The sequence below is a fragment of the Arthrobacter sp. fls2-241-R2A-200 genome, from assembly GCF_030209745.1.
Taxonomy (GTDB): domain Bacteria; phylum Actinomycetota; class Actinomycetes; order Actinomycetales; family Micrococcaceae; genus Arthrobacter.
On the sequence record NZ_JARVRJ010000008.1, the window covers coordinates 162,356 to 179,596 of the forward strand.

Consider the following 17,241-nt stretch of genomic DNA (forward strand, 5'->3'; position numbering starts at 1 on the left):
AGGTTAGTGCTGGTGCCCTGCGTGTGCGTCTTCTTCTTCAGCGGGCTTCTCGGCAACCAAGGTCTCAGTGGTGAGAACCAAGGCTGCGATGGAAGCGGCGTTGCGAAGTGCCGAACGGGTGACCTTGACGGGGTCGATCACGCCAGCGGCGATCAGGTCCTCGTACTCGCCGGTCTTGGCGTTGAATCCGTGGTTGGCTTCAAGTTCAGAGACCTTGGAAACAACCACGAAGCCATCAAAGCCGGCGTTCTGGGCGATCCAACGCAGAGGCTGGATGAGGGCTCGGCGGACAATGCCAACAGCAGCTGCAGCATCCCCCTCAAGCGCCGCAACGGCTTCGGACTCGTCCAGCGCCTTGAGGGCGTGGATAAGTGCGGAACCGCCACCGGAAACGATGCCTTCTTCGAGGGCAGCACGCGTGGAGGAAACAGCGTCCTCGATGCGGTGCTTCTTTTCCTTCAGCTCAACCTCGGTGGCTGCACCAACCTTGATGACGCCGATGCCGCCAGCGAGCTTGGCCAAGCGTTCCTGCAGCTTCTCCCTGTCCCAGTCGGAGTCCGTACGGGTGAGCTGGGCGCGAAGCTGCGCAACACGATCCGCTACGTCCTCAGCGGTGCCGGCACCATCGACGATCGTGGTGTTGTCCTTGGTCACCGTGATGCGTCGTGCGGTACCGAGGACCTCCAGGCCCACGGTGTCCAGGCTCAGGCCAAGGTCCGGGGAGACAACCTGTGCCCCGGTGAGTGTTGCGATGTCCTGCAGCATGGCCTTGCGGCGATCGCCGAAGCCGGGAGCCTTGACGGCGACAACGTTGAGCGTGCCGCGGATGCGGTTCACGATCAGGGTGGACAGGGCCTCACCCTCGATGTCTTCGGCAATGATGAAGAGCGGCTTGGAGGCCTGCAGTGCCTTTTCCAGCAGGGGCAGGAATTCCTGCAGCGAGGAAATCTTGCCCTGGTTGATCAGGATCAGGGCGCCTTCCAGGACAGCTTCCTGGCGTTCCGCGTCGGTGACGAAGTACGGGGACAAGTAGCCCTTGTCGAACTGCATGCCCTCAGTGAGGACCAATTCCGTCTGCGTGGTGGAGGACTCTTCGATGGTGATGACGCCATCCTTGCCCACCTTGCCGAACGCTTCTGCCAGCAGTTCGCCGACCTCGTCGCTCTGCGCGGAAATAGCAGCAACGTTGGCTACCTGGGTGCCTTCAACTTCGCTGGCGTTCTCCAAGAGACGTGCTGCGATGGCTTCGACGGAAACTTCGATGCCGCGCTTGATCTCACCCGGAGCCGCGCCTGCAGCTACGTTGCGCAGGCCTTCCTTGACCAGGGCCTGGGCCAGGACGGTGGCGGTGGTGGTGCCGTCACCGGCGACATCGTTGGTCTTGGTTGCTACTTCCTTGGCCAACTGTGCGCCAAGGTTCTCGTAGGGGTCGTCAAGTTCGACTTCACGGGCGATGGTCACGCCATCATTGGTGATCGTGGGAGCGCCCCACTTCTTGTCCAGCACGACGTTGCGGCCGCGCGGACCAAGCGTCACCTTGACAGTGTTGGCGAGCTTGTCGATACCGGCCTCAAGAGACCGGCGGGCAGCATCGTTAAAAGCAAGCTGCTTTGCCATGGTTGTGTCCTTTCAAGACGGAAAACCCGCACCGCCGTTGGTCGGAATAGATCCAACGCGGCTGCGGTGCGGGGCTCCAGGAAGTTACTTTACGACGATCGCCAGAACGTCGCGGGCGGACAGAACGAGGTACTCGTTGCCGCCGGTCTTGACTTCGGTTCCACCGTACTTGGAGTAGATAACGACGTCGCCGACAGTTACGTCGACCGGAACGCGGTTGCCGTTGTCATCGAAGCGGCCGGGGCCGATTGCAACAACTTCGCCTTCCTGCGGCTTCTCCTGTGCGGAGTCCGGAATGACCAGTCCGGAAGCGGTGGTCTGCTCTGCTTCGAGCGGGCGAACAACAATACGATCCTCAAGAGGCTTAATCGAGACCGACACTCGGACTCTCCTTTTCATGAGCTGATTCATGGACTAAGAACTAGGGTGCCGATGCGTACATCCGTCGTCGCGGTGCCGGTGGACGCTTGGCGTAGTTAGCACCCTCCGGGGGAGAGTGCTAACTAGACTCTATGTAAGTGGTTAGCACTCGGTCAAGGCGAGTGCCAGCATTTCGTCCTTAGGCGAACTCCTACCTGCCCGTCAGGTCGTCGAGGTGGTAGCTCTCGCCGTCGTCGTTACCGTCAGACCGGACGACATCCCGATCGAGGTACAACACCAGCGCGGACGCCAAGGCGACGACGGCGGAAACCACCAGCGCGATGATCCCGCCTATGCGGGCGCCGCTGTAGAGGTCACGGATCTGCCGCGCTTCATCGGTGGCATCGCTGACGCTCTTGCCGCTGACTGAGTAGGCGGCCGCGTTGAAGGAATCGAGGACGAAAAGGATGACCAGGAAGGCGATACAAACCACGGCAATCACAGCTCCTGCGATCAAAGCAGGACGGGCCGATGCCACGAGCGGGTGATGGTCCGGATGACCTGGAGCCAATGGCGCTGCCGGACCCTCCGCGTCCGGGTTGTCGCCGCCGGAGTTGTCGGCGTCGGAGGGCTGCGGGGCTGCGTTGTCTTCCATGAAAACAACCCTAGCTGGCCTGATACCAAGTCACGACGCTGCTTCGCAGCCCATTAGGCTTGATGCCATGTCCCACGCACCGCAGGAACAGATTGCCCCCTTGCTGACCACTGAGGGCTGGGAACTCCTTGCCTCCCTGGGCCCCTACCAGGAGGCCGAGGCTTTCACCATCAACGCCGACCTCCGGAAAGCGGGACACGCGCCCGAACTGGTGGCCGCAGTGCTGACACAGTCACGCCTTCGGACCCGCGCGGAGGCCAAGTTCGGCGAATTCGCGCGTCAAATGCTGTTCACCCAGGCAGGCTTGGAGCAGGCCACGCGGCTGACGGTTGCTGCCCGCCACGCTGAACGTTTCGCCGCAGCGGGAATAGCCCACGTGGCCGACCTCGGTTGCGGCCTTGGTGCCGATTCCATGGCCATGGCATCGTTGGACCTCGCTGTCACGGCCGTGGAGATGGACGAAACCACTGCAGCCTGCGCCACCATCAACCTCATCCCGTTCCCCCACGCCAGGGTGGTGCATTCAGATGCGACAGCAGTGGACCTCGACGGGATCGACGGCGTATGGATGGACCCGGCACGACGCACCACGTCCACGTCCGGCACCAAGAGGATCTGGGATCCCGAAGCGTTCTCTCCCCCGTTGTCCTTCGTGGAGGCAGTAGCATCCACGGGCCGGGCCGTGGGTGTGAAGATGGGGCCCGGCATACCCCACGACTCCGTTCCGGACGGCTGCGAAGCCCAATGGGTTTCGGTGGGCGGGGATGTCACAGAGGTGGCGTTGTGGTTCAACGCGGTGGCCCGGCCGGGCGTCCGGCGCGCGGCCCTTGTCCTCAGTTCGCAGGGCGCCGCCGAAATCACCAGCGGCGAGGATTTCGACGGCGGTCCTGTTGCCGCCGTCGGGCCGGTTGAGGGCTACCTATACGAACCCGATGGCGCCGTGATCCGCGCGGGCTTGGTGGCCGACGTCGCGAAAAAGCTGGGCGGGCACCTGGTGGACGAGCACATCGCCTATATTTGCGCACCCGGACTTCACGACACTCCGTTCGCCCGTGCTTACAGGGTGCTTGACGTGATGCCCTACAACGTCAAAGCCCTCAAGTCGTGGGTCAAAAACAACGGCATCACTGTGCTGGACATCAAGAAGCGCGGCACGTCCGTGACCCCGGAAGAGCTGCGGAAACAGCTGCTCCCCGGGAAACCGGACAAGTCACTCACGGCCAAGACCGCCACCTTGGTCCTCACCCGGATCGGCGAAGACAGAGTGGCCATTGTGGTGGAGGCTGCGTCCTTTGCCACGGGCAGCGTGGAAGCCTAGCGGCGCGAGAATTCCGAGGCTTCCCGCACCTGCCCCGGTGTGGGACGCACACCGGTGTAGAGGACAAATTGTTCCTCCGCTTGGATGGCAATGACCTCGGCTCCGGTGATAACCGGCTTTCCGGCTCGGCGTGCCGCTGCGATGAGCGGAGTCTCCGAAGGCAGGGCGACGACGTCGAAGACCACCTCCGCGGCCGCGATAGCTGCGTCATCAAAGGACTGGACCGCTTCATCTGAGCCGGCCATGCCCAGTGGCGTGACGTTGATGATGAGGTCGGCGGTGGACCCGTTGACCTCGGCCTGCCATTCAAAACCGTAGAGACCCGCCAGCGCACGGCCGCTGGTTTCGTTGCGGGCCACAATGGTGACCGCAGTGAAGCCGGCATCCCGCAGGGCAGCTGCAACAGCTTTGGCCATGCCACCGGCACCACGGAGCAGGACGGTATGGCTGCTGGGGACTTCGTGGTCTTTCAGCAGCCGCGCGATGGCGATGTAGTCAGTGTTGTAGGCGGTCAGGACGCCGTCGTCGTTCACAATGGTGTTGACCGAATCGATGGCCTTTGCCGATGGATCCATGACATCGACCAGGGCGATGACGTCTTCCTTGTACGGCATGGACACCGCCGCTCCCCTGATCGGAAGGCCGCGGATACCGGCAACGGCAAGCGCGATGTCCGTTGGGGCGAACGCCTTATAGACAAAGTTCAAGCCGAGCAGATCATACAAGTAGTTATGGAACCGGGTGCCGATGTTGCTGGGCCGGGCTGCAAGCGAAATGCACAGGGACATGTCTTTGTTCAGGATGGGCATCCACCCATTTAACACCTCGGTCACCGGCAAGAAACGTCGTTCGCCCTGCATTAGACTTGAGCCGACCGCTGGCGGCCCTGCAGCGGGGCCGTGTCCGGCTCAGACAAGACCAACGAGGGGACTACGTGCAGATTGATTTTGCGCCATCCAGGCAATCGACACTGGGTGTGGAATGGGAGCTGGCGCTCGTCAATGCACGTACGGGAGAACTGGTCTCCGTAGCAAATGAGGTTCTCAAAGGCGTCGCTGCAAACCACCCCGACCTCAACGAAGACGACGAGCACCCGCACATCAAGCGTGAACTCCTTCTCAATACCGTCGAACTGGTGACCGGGATCTGCGAAACCGTCCAAGAAGCCAAGGAGGACCTGAGCCGGTCCTTGGCAGCCGTCCGCGAAGTCACGGACCCCATGGACGTTGAAGTGTTCTGCGCTGGAAGCCACCCCTTCAGCCCGCCCCTGCTGCAACCTGTCACTGACAAAGAGCGCTACGCCAAGTTGATCGAGCGGACCCAATGGTGGGGACGCCAAATGGTGATCTATGGTGTGCATGTCCACGTGGGCATCGACCGCCGCGATAAAGTCCTGCCGATCCTGGACGGCTTGGTGAATTACTTCCCGCACTTCCAGGCCCTCTCCGCCTCCAGTCCGTTTTGGGCAGGCGAGGAAACCGGCTATGCGTCACAGCGTGCCTTGATGTTCCAGCAGCTTCCCACCGCCGGCCTGCCCTTCCAGTTCGAGACCTGGGAAGCGTACGAATCCTATGTCCAGGACATGTTCACCACCGGGGTGATCGACTCCACCTCCGAGATCCGCTGGGATATCCGTCCGGTTTCGAACTTGGGCACCATCGAAATGCGTATCTGCGACGGTTTGGCCAGCCTCGAAGAAGTGGGCGCAATTGCTGCGCTCACCCAATGCCTGGTGGATGAGTTCTCCACCATCCTGGACGCGGGCGGTTCCATTCCCACCATGCCGCCGTGGCATGTGCAGGAAAACAAGTGGCGCGCTGCCCGTTATGGGTTGGAAGCCATCATCATCCTCGACGCCCAAGGCAACGAGCAGTTGGTCACCGAACACCTGGCAGAAACCGTTGCGAGGTTGGAGCCGGTGGCAGCGAAGCTTGGCTGCACCGAGGAGCTGGCGGACGTCCTTAAGATCATCGAACGCGGCGCCAGCTACCAGCGCCAACGCCGGGTTGCCGCGGAGCACCACGGCGACCTGCGCGAAGTTGTCATGGATCTGGTTCAGCAGATGCGCAAAGGGCCGGACGCGTAGCAGCGCCTCCTGAAACCGCCTGGCACCGCCTCCTGGCACCGCCCTGCGAAACTTAGGCCGGCACCGACACCGTCGTCACCGGCATGGACGAGTCCGGAGCGAAAGACACACCGCTCGGGCCAACTCCCGCCATCACCAACTGCGCCCCGAGCGCGGCCACCATGGCCCCGTTGTCCGTGCAGAGGTTAAGGGGCGGAACGTGGAGCTTGATCCCGGCGGAGGCACAGCGCTGGGCAGTAAGCTCCCTGAGCCGGGAGTTGGCCGCGACTCCCCCACCGAGCAGGACATCGCTAATGCCGTGCTCTTTGCAAGCCAGAACGGCCTTGGACGTGACGACATCCACCACGGCTTCCTGGAAGGACGCGGCAATATCGGCAACGGGCACTTGGTCTCCGCGGGCTTCGAACTGTTCAACGCAACGGGCCACGGCCGTCTTCAGGCCGCTGAAGGACCAGTCATAGCGGTGCGGTCCCTTGGCTTCGGCTGTGCCCATGTACTTGGGCTGTGTCAGTCCGCGCGGGAAGCGGATGGATTTTGGGTTGCCAAGCCGGGCGAGTTTGTCGATCGCCGGTCCACCCGGATAACCCAGGCCTAGAATCCTGGCTACTTTGTCGTAAGCCTCTCCGGCGGCGTCGTCGATGGTGGAACCGAGAAGTTCCACATCGCCGGTGATGTTCCGGATCCGGAGGATCTCTGTGTGGCCACCGGAGACCAAAAGCGCGCCCAACGACGCCGGCAACTGCCCGGCGTCGGACGACTTTCCGTCGAGCAGCCCAACACCAACGTGCGCCACCAGATGGTTGATCGCGTAGAGCGGCTTTCCGGTTGCCACCGCGAGCGCCTTGGCAGCACAGACACCCACCATGAGGGCACCTGCGAGGCCGGGCCCCGATGTCACGGCGATGGCGTCGATGTCGTCCAACGTGACCCCGGCCTCGTGCAACGACTCTTGGAGCGTCGGCACAAAAGCATCCAGATGGGCCCGTGAAGCGATCTCGGGGATGACGCCGCCAAAGCGGACATGCTCGTCCATGGACGAGGACACTGTGTTGGTCAGCAGCGTGGTTCCGCGGACAATTCCGACGCCGGTCTCGTCACAGGATGATTCGATGCCCAGGACCAGCGGCTGCTTGGGAAGTGCGGCGCTCACCAGGTGGCTCCTTCTGTGGGGGCGGATTCGTTGGGATGCGGCCCGGTCAGCGGCAGGCGCATGATCAGCGCGTCGGTGCCGTCGCGGTAGTACCGCGGGCGAATGTGGATCTGTTCAAAGCCGAAGCGAAGGTAGAGCTTCTGGGCCCTGGGGTTGTCTGCCCGCACCTCCAGGAGAACGTCCGCCGCGTGCCGGCGTCGGGCTTCCTGGGTCAGTTCGGTCAGGATCGCTGAGCCGATTCCCTTGCCTTCGAATTCAGGCACGACGGCGATCGTCTGGACATCGGCGATGGGCTCGATGCACATCAGGCCGGCGTAGGCGACGATCTCCCCGGCGACCTCGGCCACCAGGTAGCGCCTGGTTTCGGGCTGGGCGAGTTCATCGAAAAACATCTGCAGCGGCCAGGCATCGACGGGAAATAGCCGGCGTTCGAGGACCTCGACGGCGGGAATGTCGGCCTCGGTCATCTCACGCAGGCAAACCCCCGCAAACTCGAGTTGGGGAGGCAGTTTCACGGTTTCCGTCCCATCAGAGCGCCCGCTTCCTGGGCCCAGGCACTTGGGCGTCCGACTCCCGCAAGTACAAGGGCGTGGAGTCCAGCAGCGGTTTGCCTGCCGTGAGCCGGGCCATCGCAAACTGGCCTAAGGCCGCTGCGTTCGGCTGCGCATCGGCGAAGTCCTCGTCGGCGCGCAGGACGTCCGGATACAGGCCCGCACCAGCACCGAACACGGGGAGGTCGGGCAAGTCGGCAGCGAACCCCACATGGGGACCGTCCAGCAATTCAGGCAATTGGCCCTCCGTGGCCGCGTATCGAGCCCAGTAGACCTCTTTGCGCCGTGCGTCGGTGGCAACGAGGAACTCAGGAGCCGCTGCGGTGGACTCGGCCACCTCCAAGGCGATCGCGTCCAAACTCATGAGCCCATACAGGGGCTTGTTCCACACGAAAGCCAGCGTCCGGGCGGTCGCAATGCCGGAGCGCAATCCCGTGAAGGGTCCGGGTCCGACGCCGGTCACGATCGCATCGATGTCCGCTCCGGTAACCCCTGCGCCGGCCAGGAGCTTTTCGATTCCCGGGGCGAGAACTTCGGCATGGCTCCGGGTGTCCTCCGTGGCGAAGGAGTCGATGACTCCTTCCATCGCGACGTCCGAAATGAGGGCTGCACTGGCAACTGCGGAGGTGTCTATGGCCAAAATAAGCATCAGTTTCCTCCCCCAAGGGACGTGGACTCCAGCAGCTCCGGAGCTTCGGGCCAGCGCGGCCCGAAGCCGCGGAAGACTATGGTGCGGGGTTCGTCGTCGTCTTCGGTATCGAAGTCCATAACCTGCTCCGCGCCGGCCGCAACAGACTCTCCGCCCACGGAGCGATGCAAGTCCACTTCAAGGCGGCTCTCGGAGAGATGCTCCACCCGGTCACGCCCCCATTCCACCACCGTCACGGCGGTGTCCATGGTGTTTTCCAAGTCGATGTCGTCGATTTCGGCCGCCGATTCGAGCCTGTACGCGTCAACGTGGACCAGGTCCGGGCCGCCGGGGCGGGGGCCTTCGGGGAGATTCGGGTGGATCCTCACCAGCACGAAGGTGGGCGAGATGATGCCTGGGCGGACTCCGAGGCCTTCCCCCAGGCCTTGGGTGAAAGTCGTCTTGCCGGCGCCAAGTTCTCCTGTGAGGACCAGGAGGTCCCCGGCCTCCAGCAGCCCGGCGAGCGCGGCAGCGAGCGCGTGGGTTTGTTCCGCCGTCGTGACCGTTACGGTCCGCTCCCATTGTGGTCCGTTCACGGGGTCGCCGTCCCGGTGGGCTGGGCAGGCAGCTCGTTCAGGTAACTGCGGGGAACCCTCGGGCTGATGCGCGTGACGATCTCGTAATTGTTGGTGCCCGCAGCCGCTGCCCAATGGTCCGCCGTCGGTCCGCCGTCGGCTCCATCACCGAAAAGCACGGCTTCGGCGCCCTTGAGGGCGGTTGCTTCCTCCGCTGTCAGCGGCCCGAGGTCGATGACCATCTGGTCCATCGCGATTCGGCCGACCACCGGGTAGTTTGTGCCGGCGACGCGTACTGGTCCACCTGTCGCGATGCGGGGAACGCCGTCGGCGTATCCTAACGGCACCAGGCCCAGGGTGCTCTCTTCCTTGGTCCGGTAGTTCAGGCCGTAGGAGACGCCCTGTCCCTGCGGCACCTTTTTACAGTTGGACAACAGTGTGCGGACGGTCATGGCGGGGTGGAGGCCGAGCTCGGCGGAGGTGACGCCGTCGAACGGTGACAGTCCGTAGATGCCCAAGCCGACCCGGACCAGGTCAAAGTGTGAGTCGGGACGGGACAACGTTGCGGGTGTGTTGGCGATGTGCCGCACCTCGGTGTCCACACCGGCGTCCTCGGCGATGGCGATGGCTTCGCGGAAGAGTTCCAGCTGGGCGTCCGTTTCGGGCCGCTCCGGCTCATCGGCCACAGCAAGGTGCGAGAAGATTCCCACCACCCGGAGAAGGCCTTGGTCCTGGTAGTCCATTGCCTGTCCCACCAGGTTGTCCCACTCCCCAATGGGGCAGCCATTGCGGCCCAAACCGGTGTCGACTTTAAGGTGCACGCGTGCCGGACGCTCCTGGTCGCGGGCGGCGGCGACCACGGCGTCCAGCTCCCAACCGGAAATTCCGACGTCGATGCCCGCGGCGACAGCTGCCTGGAAGTTGCTCTCGGTGGTGTGCAGCCAGGCAAGCAGTGGCGACTCGATTCCCGCGGCGCGCAAGGCGAGCGCCTCGGAGATATGCGCGACACCAAGCCACGCCGCTCCGGCGTCGAGTGCGGCGCGGGCGACTTGCACGGCTCCGTGACCGTAAGCGTCGGCTTTCACAACGGCCATCACAGCTGCGGGGGAGGCAATACCGGCGAACTGGCGGACGTTGTGCCGCACTGCTTCGAGGTCGATCAGCGCGGACCGTTCAAGCACCGCCGATCTGGCGATGGGGGTGGTGGACCCGATACCGATATCTGCAGCTGCTTCGTAAGTCACCCTAGAGATTCTAGTGCTGCCAATGATCCGGGCTTAATCAGGGGTTGGTGACGGCCTCAGTTTGGGCGGACGTCCCGTGGGGATCGGCCTACTGGGCATCGGACAGGTGCGCGATGGTTGCCTTGGCGCGCCGCTGGGCGCCGGCGGGTATGTCTTTCAGGATCGGCTCCAAGAACGCGAACCGCCGGATCCACTGGCTCGACTGCCGTTCCTTCCGGGCGTTGGCGCGCTGCCACCAGTCGGCGATGTCGCCCCAGCCAGGCGCAGCCAACGAGCCTCCCACTTGCTGGACGGCGAGGGAGGCGCACAAGTTCGCGAAGCGCAACCTGTCCCCGAGCCGCCACCCCGCCAACGATCCCATGATGAAGGCCGCGCTAAAGCAGTCTCCGGCTCCGGTGGGATCGTAGGCCGAGACCGGCAGCGACGGCACCCACTCCTCCTCCCCCGTCTCCGAGTCCACGGCAACGGCGCCTTGCACACCGAGCGTCACCACGGCCACGGGAACGCGATCGGCCAGCGAGTACAGCGCAGCCCAGGGGTCGTCCTTGCCCGTGAAGGCCATGGCTTCAGGAGCGTTGGGCAGGAAGGCGTGGAAATTCTCCAGTTGGTCCAGCCGGCGCTCGGACCACTTTCCGCTGGGATCCCAGCCCACCACTCCGAAGAGTTTTGTACCCGCGGAGTTCACGGCATGCATCCATGGTTCGAGTTCTTCGCCAAGATCGGCGACGGCGGCCAAGGCCTTGGGCGGTTCGCCCATCAGCTCTGTGGCACTGATCGGGGCCGGGTGCCCATGGGTGACCATGGAGCGGTCCTGGTTGACGCACATGGACACCGTTACCGGCGAGTGCCAACCCGGCACCCGTTGGGACAACGAAAGGTCCACGTGCTCTTGGCTTTCAAGGATCTGCCAGTTGTAGTCCCCATATCCGTCATCACCGAAGGTGGCGGCGAGGCTCGTGCGCAGGCCTAGTCTGGCCGCAGCGATTGCCTGGTTGGCCACCCCGCCGGGGCAGCTCCCCATTCCTTCGGACCAGACTTCGGTGCCCGGTTCGGGCGAGTGCGGCAGGCCCGTGAAGATGATGTCTTGGAAAACCGTTCCCGTGAGTAAAAGATCGCAGGCTCCGTTCGCATCCTTGCGCACGGCCGCAAGGGGATCGAAGCGGCGCTGGGGCAAAGCGTCCATGCATCGCACACTACGCTGCAGCCACTTTGCTGCATAGACTCAACCCATGCGGCTCATGATCGCCGGCGGCGGCGGATTCAGGGTTCCCCTGGTGTACCGGGCCCTTTGCTCGGGTCCCTATGCAGGGCTCGTCAGCGAACTGGTCCTTTACGACGTCGACGCCGCGCGCTTGGCCGCCATTGACGCGGTGCTAAGGGACATGCCGGTGGCCGAAGGTTCCCGGCCCGTCGTCGTGGTTTCCACCGATCTGGCAAAGTCCTTGGCGGGGACGGATATGGTTTTTTCCGCGATCCGCACGGGTGGCACAGCCGGGCGTATCGCGGACGAACGTATCGCTTTGGACCTGGGCCTGCTGGGCCAGGAAACCACCGGCGCGGGCGGCCTTTCCTACGCGCTGCGCTCCATTCCCACCATGTTGGAGCTGGCCGAAGCCATGCAGGCCCATTGCCCCGATGCGTGGCTCATCAATTTCACCAACCCGGCAGGCATGGTCACTGAGGCGCTGGTCCCGGCGCTGGGCCGTCGGGTCATTGGCATCTGCGATTCCGCTGGCGGGCTGGTGCAGCGCGCCGCACGCGCCGCGGGCGTCCCGTTAGGCGAGGGAAAGCTCGACGGCGTGGGCTACTACGGACTGAACCACCTCGGTTGGCTGTATCGGTTGGCGCCCGCAGGCCACGACGTCCTGCCGGATCTGCTCGCTGATCACGCGGCCCTTGAATCGATGGAAGTGGGCCGCTTGTTTGGGCAACACATTCTGCAAAAGCTCCGCTGCCTACCCAATGAGTACCTCTATTACTACTACGAGACAGACCACGCCACCGCTGCCATCCGGGCCCTGAAGGAAACACGCGGGGCCGCCATCCATCATCAGCAGGACGCCCTGTACCCAGCCTTGACGGCTTCCTCCCATGCCTACGCGCTCTGGGAATCCGCCCGACGTGCCCGGGAGGAGGGCTACTTGGCCGAGGCGCGCAAGAACGGAGAGGAGCGTGACGAGGATGATCTCGCCGGCGGTGGGTATGAGCGCGTTGCCTTGTCCGTGATGCGGGCCTTGGCTGGCGCGGGAAGCACCGAGTTGATCCTGAACGTGCCGAACTCCCCTGTGGCCGCATCGTTGCGCTCTGGAACTGGCTCGCCCGAAACCGGCCCGCCCGAGCTCGCCGTGCCGGGCTTGCCCGAATCTGCGGTGGTGGAGGTGCCCTGCGAAGTCACGTCCGACGGCGCCCTGCCACTCGCGCAGGAACGGCCCGCCGGGCAGTTCCTGACCTTGATGCGGCACGTCAAGGAAGTGGAGCAGTTGACCATCCGGGCCGCCCGGGACGGTGATCGGGAAGCGGCCCTCCAAGCCTTCGCCGCGCACCCGCTGGTGGGATCCACAGCCATCGGAAAACAACTGTTGGAAGGATACGAGACGGCTTTCCCGGCCCTTCGGTCCTTGTGGGCGCATGGCTCCGGCCTCAGTTAAAGACCGCCTCAGTTAAAGCATGCCTCGGTTAAAGCACACCTTGGTTAACACGGAGCTTTGCCAACACGCGCCTCTGGTGAGTACAGGCCGCATAGCCTGACGCCACTACAGCGCGGCGCAGGAGTACTGTTTTCTGCAGGGCAAAGATGGTTTTGCTGTGGTTGTCAGGAGGAAGTTTGTGCCGTTGATCCGCCGTGTGGCGTTGCTTTCCTTGCATACTTCCCCCATGGAGCAACCCGGCGCCGGGGATGCCGGAGGCATGAACGTCTACGTACGGGCACTGGCCATGGCCATGGCGGAATCCGGCGTGGAGGTAGAGATCTTCACCCGCTCCACCAAAGCCGGCCAAGCCGCCGTCGAACATCCCGGGCCCGGCGTCTGCGTCCACAACGTCCTGGCAGGGCCGCCCCGGAAGCTGCCCAAGGAGGAGCTCCCCGAACTTTTGCACCAAATGGTGGAACAGATCGACAAGATCCGCCACCAGCAACTCCACGGCCGCTATGACGCCATCCATTCCCATTACTGGGTCTCCGGGGTGGCCGGCTTGGAGTTGTCGGAACTGTGGGGTGTTCCACTGGTGCACAGCATGCACACCATGGCCAAGGTCAAGAACCTGGTCCTGGAATCCGGCGAGCGGCCGGAACCGAGGCGTCGCGAGGACGGCGAGCAGCGGATCGTGGACGGCGCCTCCCGGCTCATCGCGAATACGTCCGCGGAAGCCGCTGAACTCGTTTCCCACTACGGCGCGGACATCGACCGGATAGATGTGGCACCTCCGGGCGTGGACCTTAAGGTGTTCACGCCCTCGTTCCGCAGGAAGTCACGGACAGAGCGCAAGGTCAGGCCGGACAGTTTCCATCTTGTCTTTGCCGGAAGAATCCAACGGCTCAAAGGTCCCCAGATCTTCGTCAAGGCCGCGGGCATCCTGCGCAAGCGCCGTCCCGATATCGACCTTGAATTGACCATCTTGGGTTCGCTCAGTGGCGCCAAAGACTTCAACCTCCAGCAAATCATTGACGAAGAGGGACTGCACGACGTCGTCACCCACCGCCCGCCGGTGATCGCACCCGAGCTCGCCGGCTGGTTCCGATCCGCCGACGTGGTGGTCATGCCGTCCTTCAGTGAATCCTTCGGATTGGTTGCCTTGGAAGCACAGGCGTGCGGTACCCCGGTGGTGGCTACCAATGTCGGCGGCCTGTCCAGGGCTATTTCAGACGGCCGCACCGGCATCCTGGTGGACGGCCACAACCCCAGCCACTGGGCTGATGTCCTGGAGGACCTGTTCGACGACGCGCAGACGCGCGAAGACATGGGCAGGCTTGCCGCGGTGCACGCTGAATCTTTCGGCTGGAAGCACACGGCCGACATCACGATGGAAAGCTACCGCGAAGCGGCCTCAGGGCTGCTCGTCCCACGGCATTAACGGCCCTCCGCCGGTTCACGGGTACGGCCTGATAGGTTGATGCGAAACGTAGGCGATCCGGGGAATCCCGTTTCCCGCCGCCTACGCGCAGCGCAAGCCCTGAGCCGAAGGACAACGATGTCTGAGAATAAGGTCCCCTCCGATCTGGACATTGCCCACAACGCCGCCATCTTGCCCATCGAGGAAATCGCCAGGCGTGCAGGCATTCCTGCGGACGCCTTGGAGCTCTACGGCCCCTACAAGGCCAAGATCCAGCCCGGGAAGCTGCGCCTCCAAGACAGCAAAGCCCCCGGCAAGGTGGTCCTGGTCTCTGCCATGTCGCCCACCCCTGCCGGGGAGGGGAAGTCCACAACAACCGTGGGGCTTGCCGACTCCTTGGCGCGGGCCGGACACAAGGTCATGATCGCGCTTCGCGAACCCTCGCTGGGACCGATCCTTGGCATGAAGGGCGGGGCCACGGGAGGCGGCTACTCGCAGGTGTTGCCCATGGATGACATCAACCTGCATTTCACGGGTGATTTCCACGCCGTCACCTCGGCCAACAATGCGCTGATGGCTTTGGTGGACAACCATATCTTCCAAGGAAATGCGCTCGGAATCGATCCGCGCAGAATGACGTTCAAGCGCGTCTTGGACATGAACGACCGCTCATTGCGGGAAGTGGTCATAGGCCTGGGTGGACCAACCCAAGGTGTGCCGCGGCAAGACGGTTTCGACATCACGGTGGCCTCGGAGATAATGGCGGTTTTCTGCCTGGCCAGCGACCTCGACGACCTGCGACGCCGCTTGGCGAACATCACTTTCGGCTACACCTATGACCGGGCGCCCGTCACGGTCGCGGACCTAGGTGTTGAAGGAGCACTGACGCTGTTGCTCAAGGACGCGATCAAGCCAAACCTCGTCCAGACCATAGCCGGAACGCCCGCGCTGGTTCACGGTGGCCCGTTCGCCAACATCGCGCACGGATGCAATTCCCTCATCGCAACGCGCACGGCTACCCGGCTGGCGGACATTGTTGTCACCGAGGCCGGTTTCGGCGCTGACCTTGGCGCCGAAAAGTACATGGACATCAAGGCGAGGATCGCGGACGTGGCGCCTTCCGCCGTCGTGGTGGTCGCGACAGTCCGGGCCCTCAAAATGCAAGGCGGCGTCCCCAAGGACCAACTCAACGAGCCCAATGTGGCGGCGGTGGCCGCAGGAGTCGCCAACCTCAAACGGCACCTGGGCAATGTGGCCAAGTTCGGGATTTCCCCGGTGGTCTCGATCAACAAATTCGGAACGGACACCGCCGCGGAACTCCAGTGGCTGCTCGATTGGTGCCAAGCAGAAGGTGTCCAAGCCGCCGTCGCCGATGTATGGGGCAAGGGCGGTGGAGGCGACGGCGGTGACGACCTGGCCGCCAAGGTGGCCGCTGCGCTGGAGGCGCCGTCGTCTTTCCGTCACCTTTACCCGCTGGAGCTCAGCATCGAGGATAAGATCACCACGATCGTGCGCGAGATTTACGGTGCCGACGGCGTGGAGTTCTCGGTTCCAGCGTTGCGGCGTTTGGCCGAGATTGAGAGGAACGGGTGGAGCGGGCTACCGGTGTGCATGGCCAAGACCCAGTACTCGTTCACCGATGACGCCTCCAAACTGGGCGCCCCAAGCGGATTCACGGTCCACGTCCGGGACCTCATCCCCAAGACGGGCGCAGGTTTCATCGTGGCGTTGACCGGGGCTGTGATGACGATGCCCGGGCTTCCCAAAGAACCGGCAGCGATGCGCATGGACGTTGACGCCGAAGGCAACCCCTCGGGCCTCTCCTAGGTGCCGCCCAGCAGCGTAGCAAACGGCAGGCGCCCTCCCACCTTGGGTGGAAGGGCGCCTGCAGAAGCTATTCGGTTTTAGCGTTCGATGTCGCCGCGGATGAAGGCCTCGACCTTTTCGCGAGCGATGTCATCGTTGAACTGCTCCGGCGGGGACTTCATGAAGTAGCTGGAAGCCGAGAGCAGCGGACCGCCGATGCCACGGTCCAGGCCGATCTTCGCTGCACGGATGGCATCGATGATCACACCCGCAGAGTTCGGTGAGTCCCACACTTCGAGCTTGTACTCCAGGGAGACGGGAGCGTCGCCGAAGTTGCGGCCTTCGAGGCGGACGAAAGCCCACTTGCGGTCATCAAGCCACGCAACGTAATCGGACGGTCCGATGTGGACATCGTCAGCGTGCAGTACGGCCTCGACGTTGGAGGTCACGGCCTGGGTCTTGGAGATCTTCTTGGACTCGAGGCGGTCCCGCTCAAGCATGTTCTTGAAGTCCATGTTGCCGCCGACGTTGAGCTGGTAGGTGCGATCCAGCGTGACGCCGCGGTCTTCGAAGAGCTTAGCCATGACGCGGTGCGTGATGGTGGCGCCGATCTGGCTCTTGATGTCATCGCCCACGATCGGAATGCCGGCTTCGGTGAACTTGTCAGCCCATTCCTTGGTTCCGGCGATAAATACGGGCAGGGCGTTGACGAAAGCAACGCCAGCGTCGATGGCACACTGTGCGTAGAACTTTGCCGCCTGTTCGGAGCCCACCGGCAGGTAGCACACCATGACATCGGCTTTCGCTTCACGAAGGGCCGCAACGATGTCGACGTTTTCCTCGGGAGCTTCGACGATGGTTTCGCGATAGTACTTGCCCAAGCCATCCAGGGTGTGGCCGCGCTGGACAGTTACGCCGGTGGAAGGAACGTCGGCGATCTTGATGGTGTTGTTTTCGCTGGCGCCGATGGCGTCGGCAAGGTCCAAGCCCACCTTTTTGCTATCGACGTCGAAGGCAGCAACGAACTGGACGTCGTTGACGTGGTACTGACCGAACTCAACGTGCATCAGACCCGGGATCGTGGCCGTAGGGTCGGCGTCACGGTAGTACTGAACACCTTGGACCAGCGATGCAGCGCAGTTACCTACGCCGACAATGGCAACACGAATCGGATGTGAAGACACGGAACTCCTTTTGAGAC

The 17,241-nt window shown here is 63.4% G+C and carries 16 protein-coding genes; 5 read left to right on the top strand and 11 right to left on the bottom strand.

Going from position 1 to position 17,241, the window contains the following annotated elements; translation table 11 throughout:
* Positions 1 to 3 precede the first annotated feature (3 nt).
* The 3 genes from groL to QRN42_RS09550 form a co-directional block, all read right to left on the bottom strand.
* Positions 4 to 1,617 carry a chaperonin GroEL gene (gene groL / locus QRN42_RS09540; protein ID WP_284978987.1) on the bottom strand — a complete coding sequence of 538 codons (1,614 nt, stop codon included), beginning with the start codon at positions 1,615 to 1,617 and terminating at the stop codon, positions 4 to 6.
* Between the two features lie 84 nt (positions 1,618 to 1,701).
* Positions 1,702 to 1,998: a co-chaperone GroES gene (gene groES / locus QRN42_RS09545; protein ID WP_211711208.1), complete on the bottom strand. Its 297-nt coding sequence runs from the start codon at positions 1,996 to 1,998 to the stop codon at positions 1,702 to 1,704.
* Positions 1,999 to 2,188: 190 nt separating this feature from the next.
* Positions 2,189 to 2,632 (bottom strand): hypothetical protein, encoded by a 444-nt coding sequence (locus QRN42_RS09550; RefSeq protein WP_284978988.1) that lies wholly within the window; start codon positions 2,630 to 2,632, stop codon positions 2,189 to 2,191.
* Positions 2,633 to 2,699: 67 nt separating this feature from the next.
* Here QRN42_RS09550 and QRN42_RS09555 point away from each other — a divergent pair, with 67 nt between their 5' ends.
* Complete coding sequence (locus tag QRN42_RS09555) at positions 2,700 to 3,950, top strand: THUMP-like domain-containing protein (protein WP_284978989.1); 1,251 nt, start codon at positions 2,700 to 2,702, stop codon at positions 3,948 to 3,950.
* Here QRN42_RS09555 and QRN42_RS09560 read toward each other — a convergent pair.
* A complete protein-coding gene (locus QRN42_RS09560; protein ID WP_284978990.1) occupies positions 3,947 to 4,759 on the bottom strand; it encodes a shikimate 5-dehydrogenase in 813 nt (270 codons plus the stop codon). The genes QRN42_RS09555 and QRN42_RS09560 overlap by 4 nt on opposite strands.
* A 125-nt stretch (positions 4,760 to 4,884) precedes the next feature.
* On the opposite strand from QRN42_RS09560, the gene QRN42_RS09565 reads away from it, so the two are divergent.
* Positions 4,885 to 6,036 carry a glutamate--cysteine ligase gene (locus tag QRN42_RS09565; protein WP_284978991.1) on the top strand — a complete coding sequence of 384 codons (1,152 nt, stop codon included), beginning with the start codon at positions 4,885 to 4,887 and terminating at the stop codon, positions 6,034 to 6,036.
* Positions 6,037 to 6,088: 52 nt separating this feature from the next.
* Here the strand turns inward: QRN42_RS09565 and tsaD are convergent, their stop codons facing one another.
* The 6 genes from tsaD to QRN42_RS09595 form a co-directional block, all read right to left on the bottom strand.
* Positions 6,089 to 7,186, bottom strand: a complete 1,098-nt coding sequence (gene tsaD / locus QRN42_RS09570) for a tRNA (adenosine(37)-N6)-threonylcarbamoyltransferase complex transferase subunit TsaD (RefSeq protein WP_284978992.1) — start codon at positions 7,184 to 7,186, stop codon at positions 6,089 to 6,091.
* A complete protein-coding gene (gene rimI, locus QRN42_RS09575) occupies positions 7,183 to 7,701 on the bottom strand; it encodes a ribosomal protein S18-alanine N-acetyltransferase (protein WP_284978993.1) in 519 nt (172 codons plus the stop codon). The genes tsaD and rimI overlap by 4 nt, the downstream gene beginning before the upstream one ends.
* 13 nt (positions 7,702 to 7,714) lie before the next feature.
* The gene (gene tsaB, locus QRN42_RS09580; protein ID WP_284978994.1) at positions 7,715 to 8,386 is read right to left on the bottom strand and encodes a tRNA (adenosine(37)-N6)-threonylcarbamoyltransferase complex dimerization subunit type 1 TsaB; all 672 of its coding nucleotides are present in this window, start codon (positions 8,384 to 8,386) and stop codon (positions 7,715 to 7,717) included.
* The gene (gene tsaE / locus QRN42_RS09585; RefSeq protein WP_284978995.1) at positions 8,386 to 8,961 is read right to left on the bottom strand and encodes a tRNA (adenosine(37)-N6)-threonylcarbamoyltransferase complex ATPase subunit type 1 TsaE; all 576 of its coding nucleotides are present in this window, start codon (positions 8,959 to 8,961) and stop codon (positions 8,386 to 8,388) included. The genes tsaB and tsaE overlap by 1 nt, the downstream gene beginning before the upstream one ends.
* Entirely contained in the window at positions 8,958 to 10,184 is a 1,227-nt protein-coding gene (gene alr, locus QRN42_RS09590) for an alanine racemase (RefSeq protein ID WP_284978996.1), read from the bottom strand. Before alr ends, tsaE begins: the two co-directional genes overlap by 4 nt.
* A gap of 88 nt (positions 10,185 to 10,272) precedes the next feature.
* Positions 10,273 to 11,367, bottom strand: a complete 1,095-nt coding sequence (locus tag QRN42_RS09595; RefSeq protein ID WP_284978997.1) for a carbohydrate kinase family protein — start codon at positions 11,365 to 11,367, stop codon at positions 10,273 to 10,275.
* A gap of 46 nt (positions 11,368 to 11,413) precedes the next feature.
* Between QRN42_RS09595 and QRN42_RS09600 the strand changes: the two genes are divergently transcribed.
* From QRN42_RS09600 to QRN42_RS09610, 3 genes are all read left to right on the top strand, one after another.
* Positions 11,414 to 12,832: a family 4 glycosyl hydrolase gene (locus tag QRN42_RS09600; protein ID WP_284978998.1), complete on the top strand. Its 1,419-nt coding sequence runs from the start codon at positions 11,414 to 11,416 to the stop codon at positions 12,830 to 12,832.
* Between the two features lie 178 nt (positions 12,833 to 13,010).
* Positions 13,011 to 14,255 (top strand): D-inositol-3-phosphate glycosyltransferase, encoded by a 1,245-nt coding sequence (gene mshA / locus QRN42_RS09605; protein ID WP_284978999.1) that lies wholly within the window; start codon positions 13,011 to 13,013, stop codon positions 14,253 to 14,255.
* A gap of 117 nt (positions 14,256 to 14,372) precedes the next feature.
* A complete protein-coding gene (locus QRN42_RS09610) occupies positions 14,373 to 16,061 on the top strand; it encodes a formate--tetrahydrofolate ligase (RefSeq protein ID WP_284979000.1) in 1,689 nt (562 codons plus the stop codon).
* A gap of 77 nt (positions 16,062 to 16,138) precedes the next feature.
* Here the strand turns inward: QRN42_RS09610 and QRN42_RS09615 are convergent, their stop codons facing one another.
* Positions 16,139 to 17,224 (bottom strand): inositol-3-phosphate synthase, encoded by a 1,086-nt coding sequence (locus QRN42_RS09615; protein WP_284976406.1) that lies wholly within the window; start codon positions 17,222 to 17,224, stop codon positions 16,139 to 16,141.
* Positions 17,225 to 17,241: the final 17 nt, after the last annotated feature.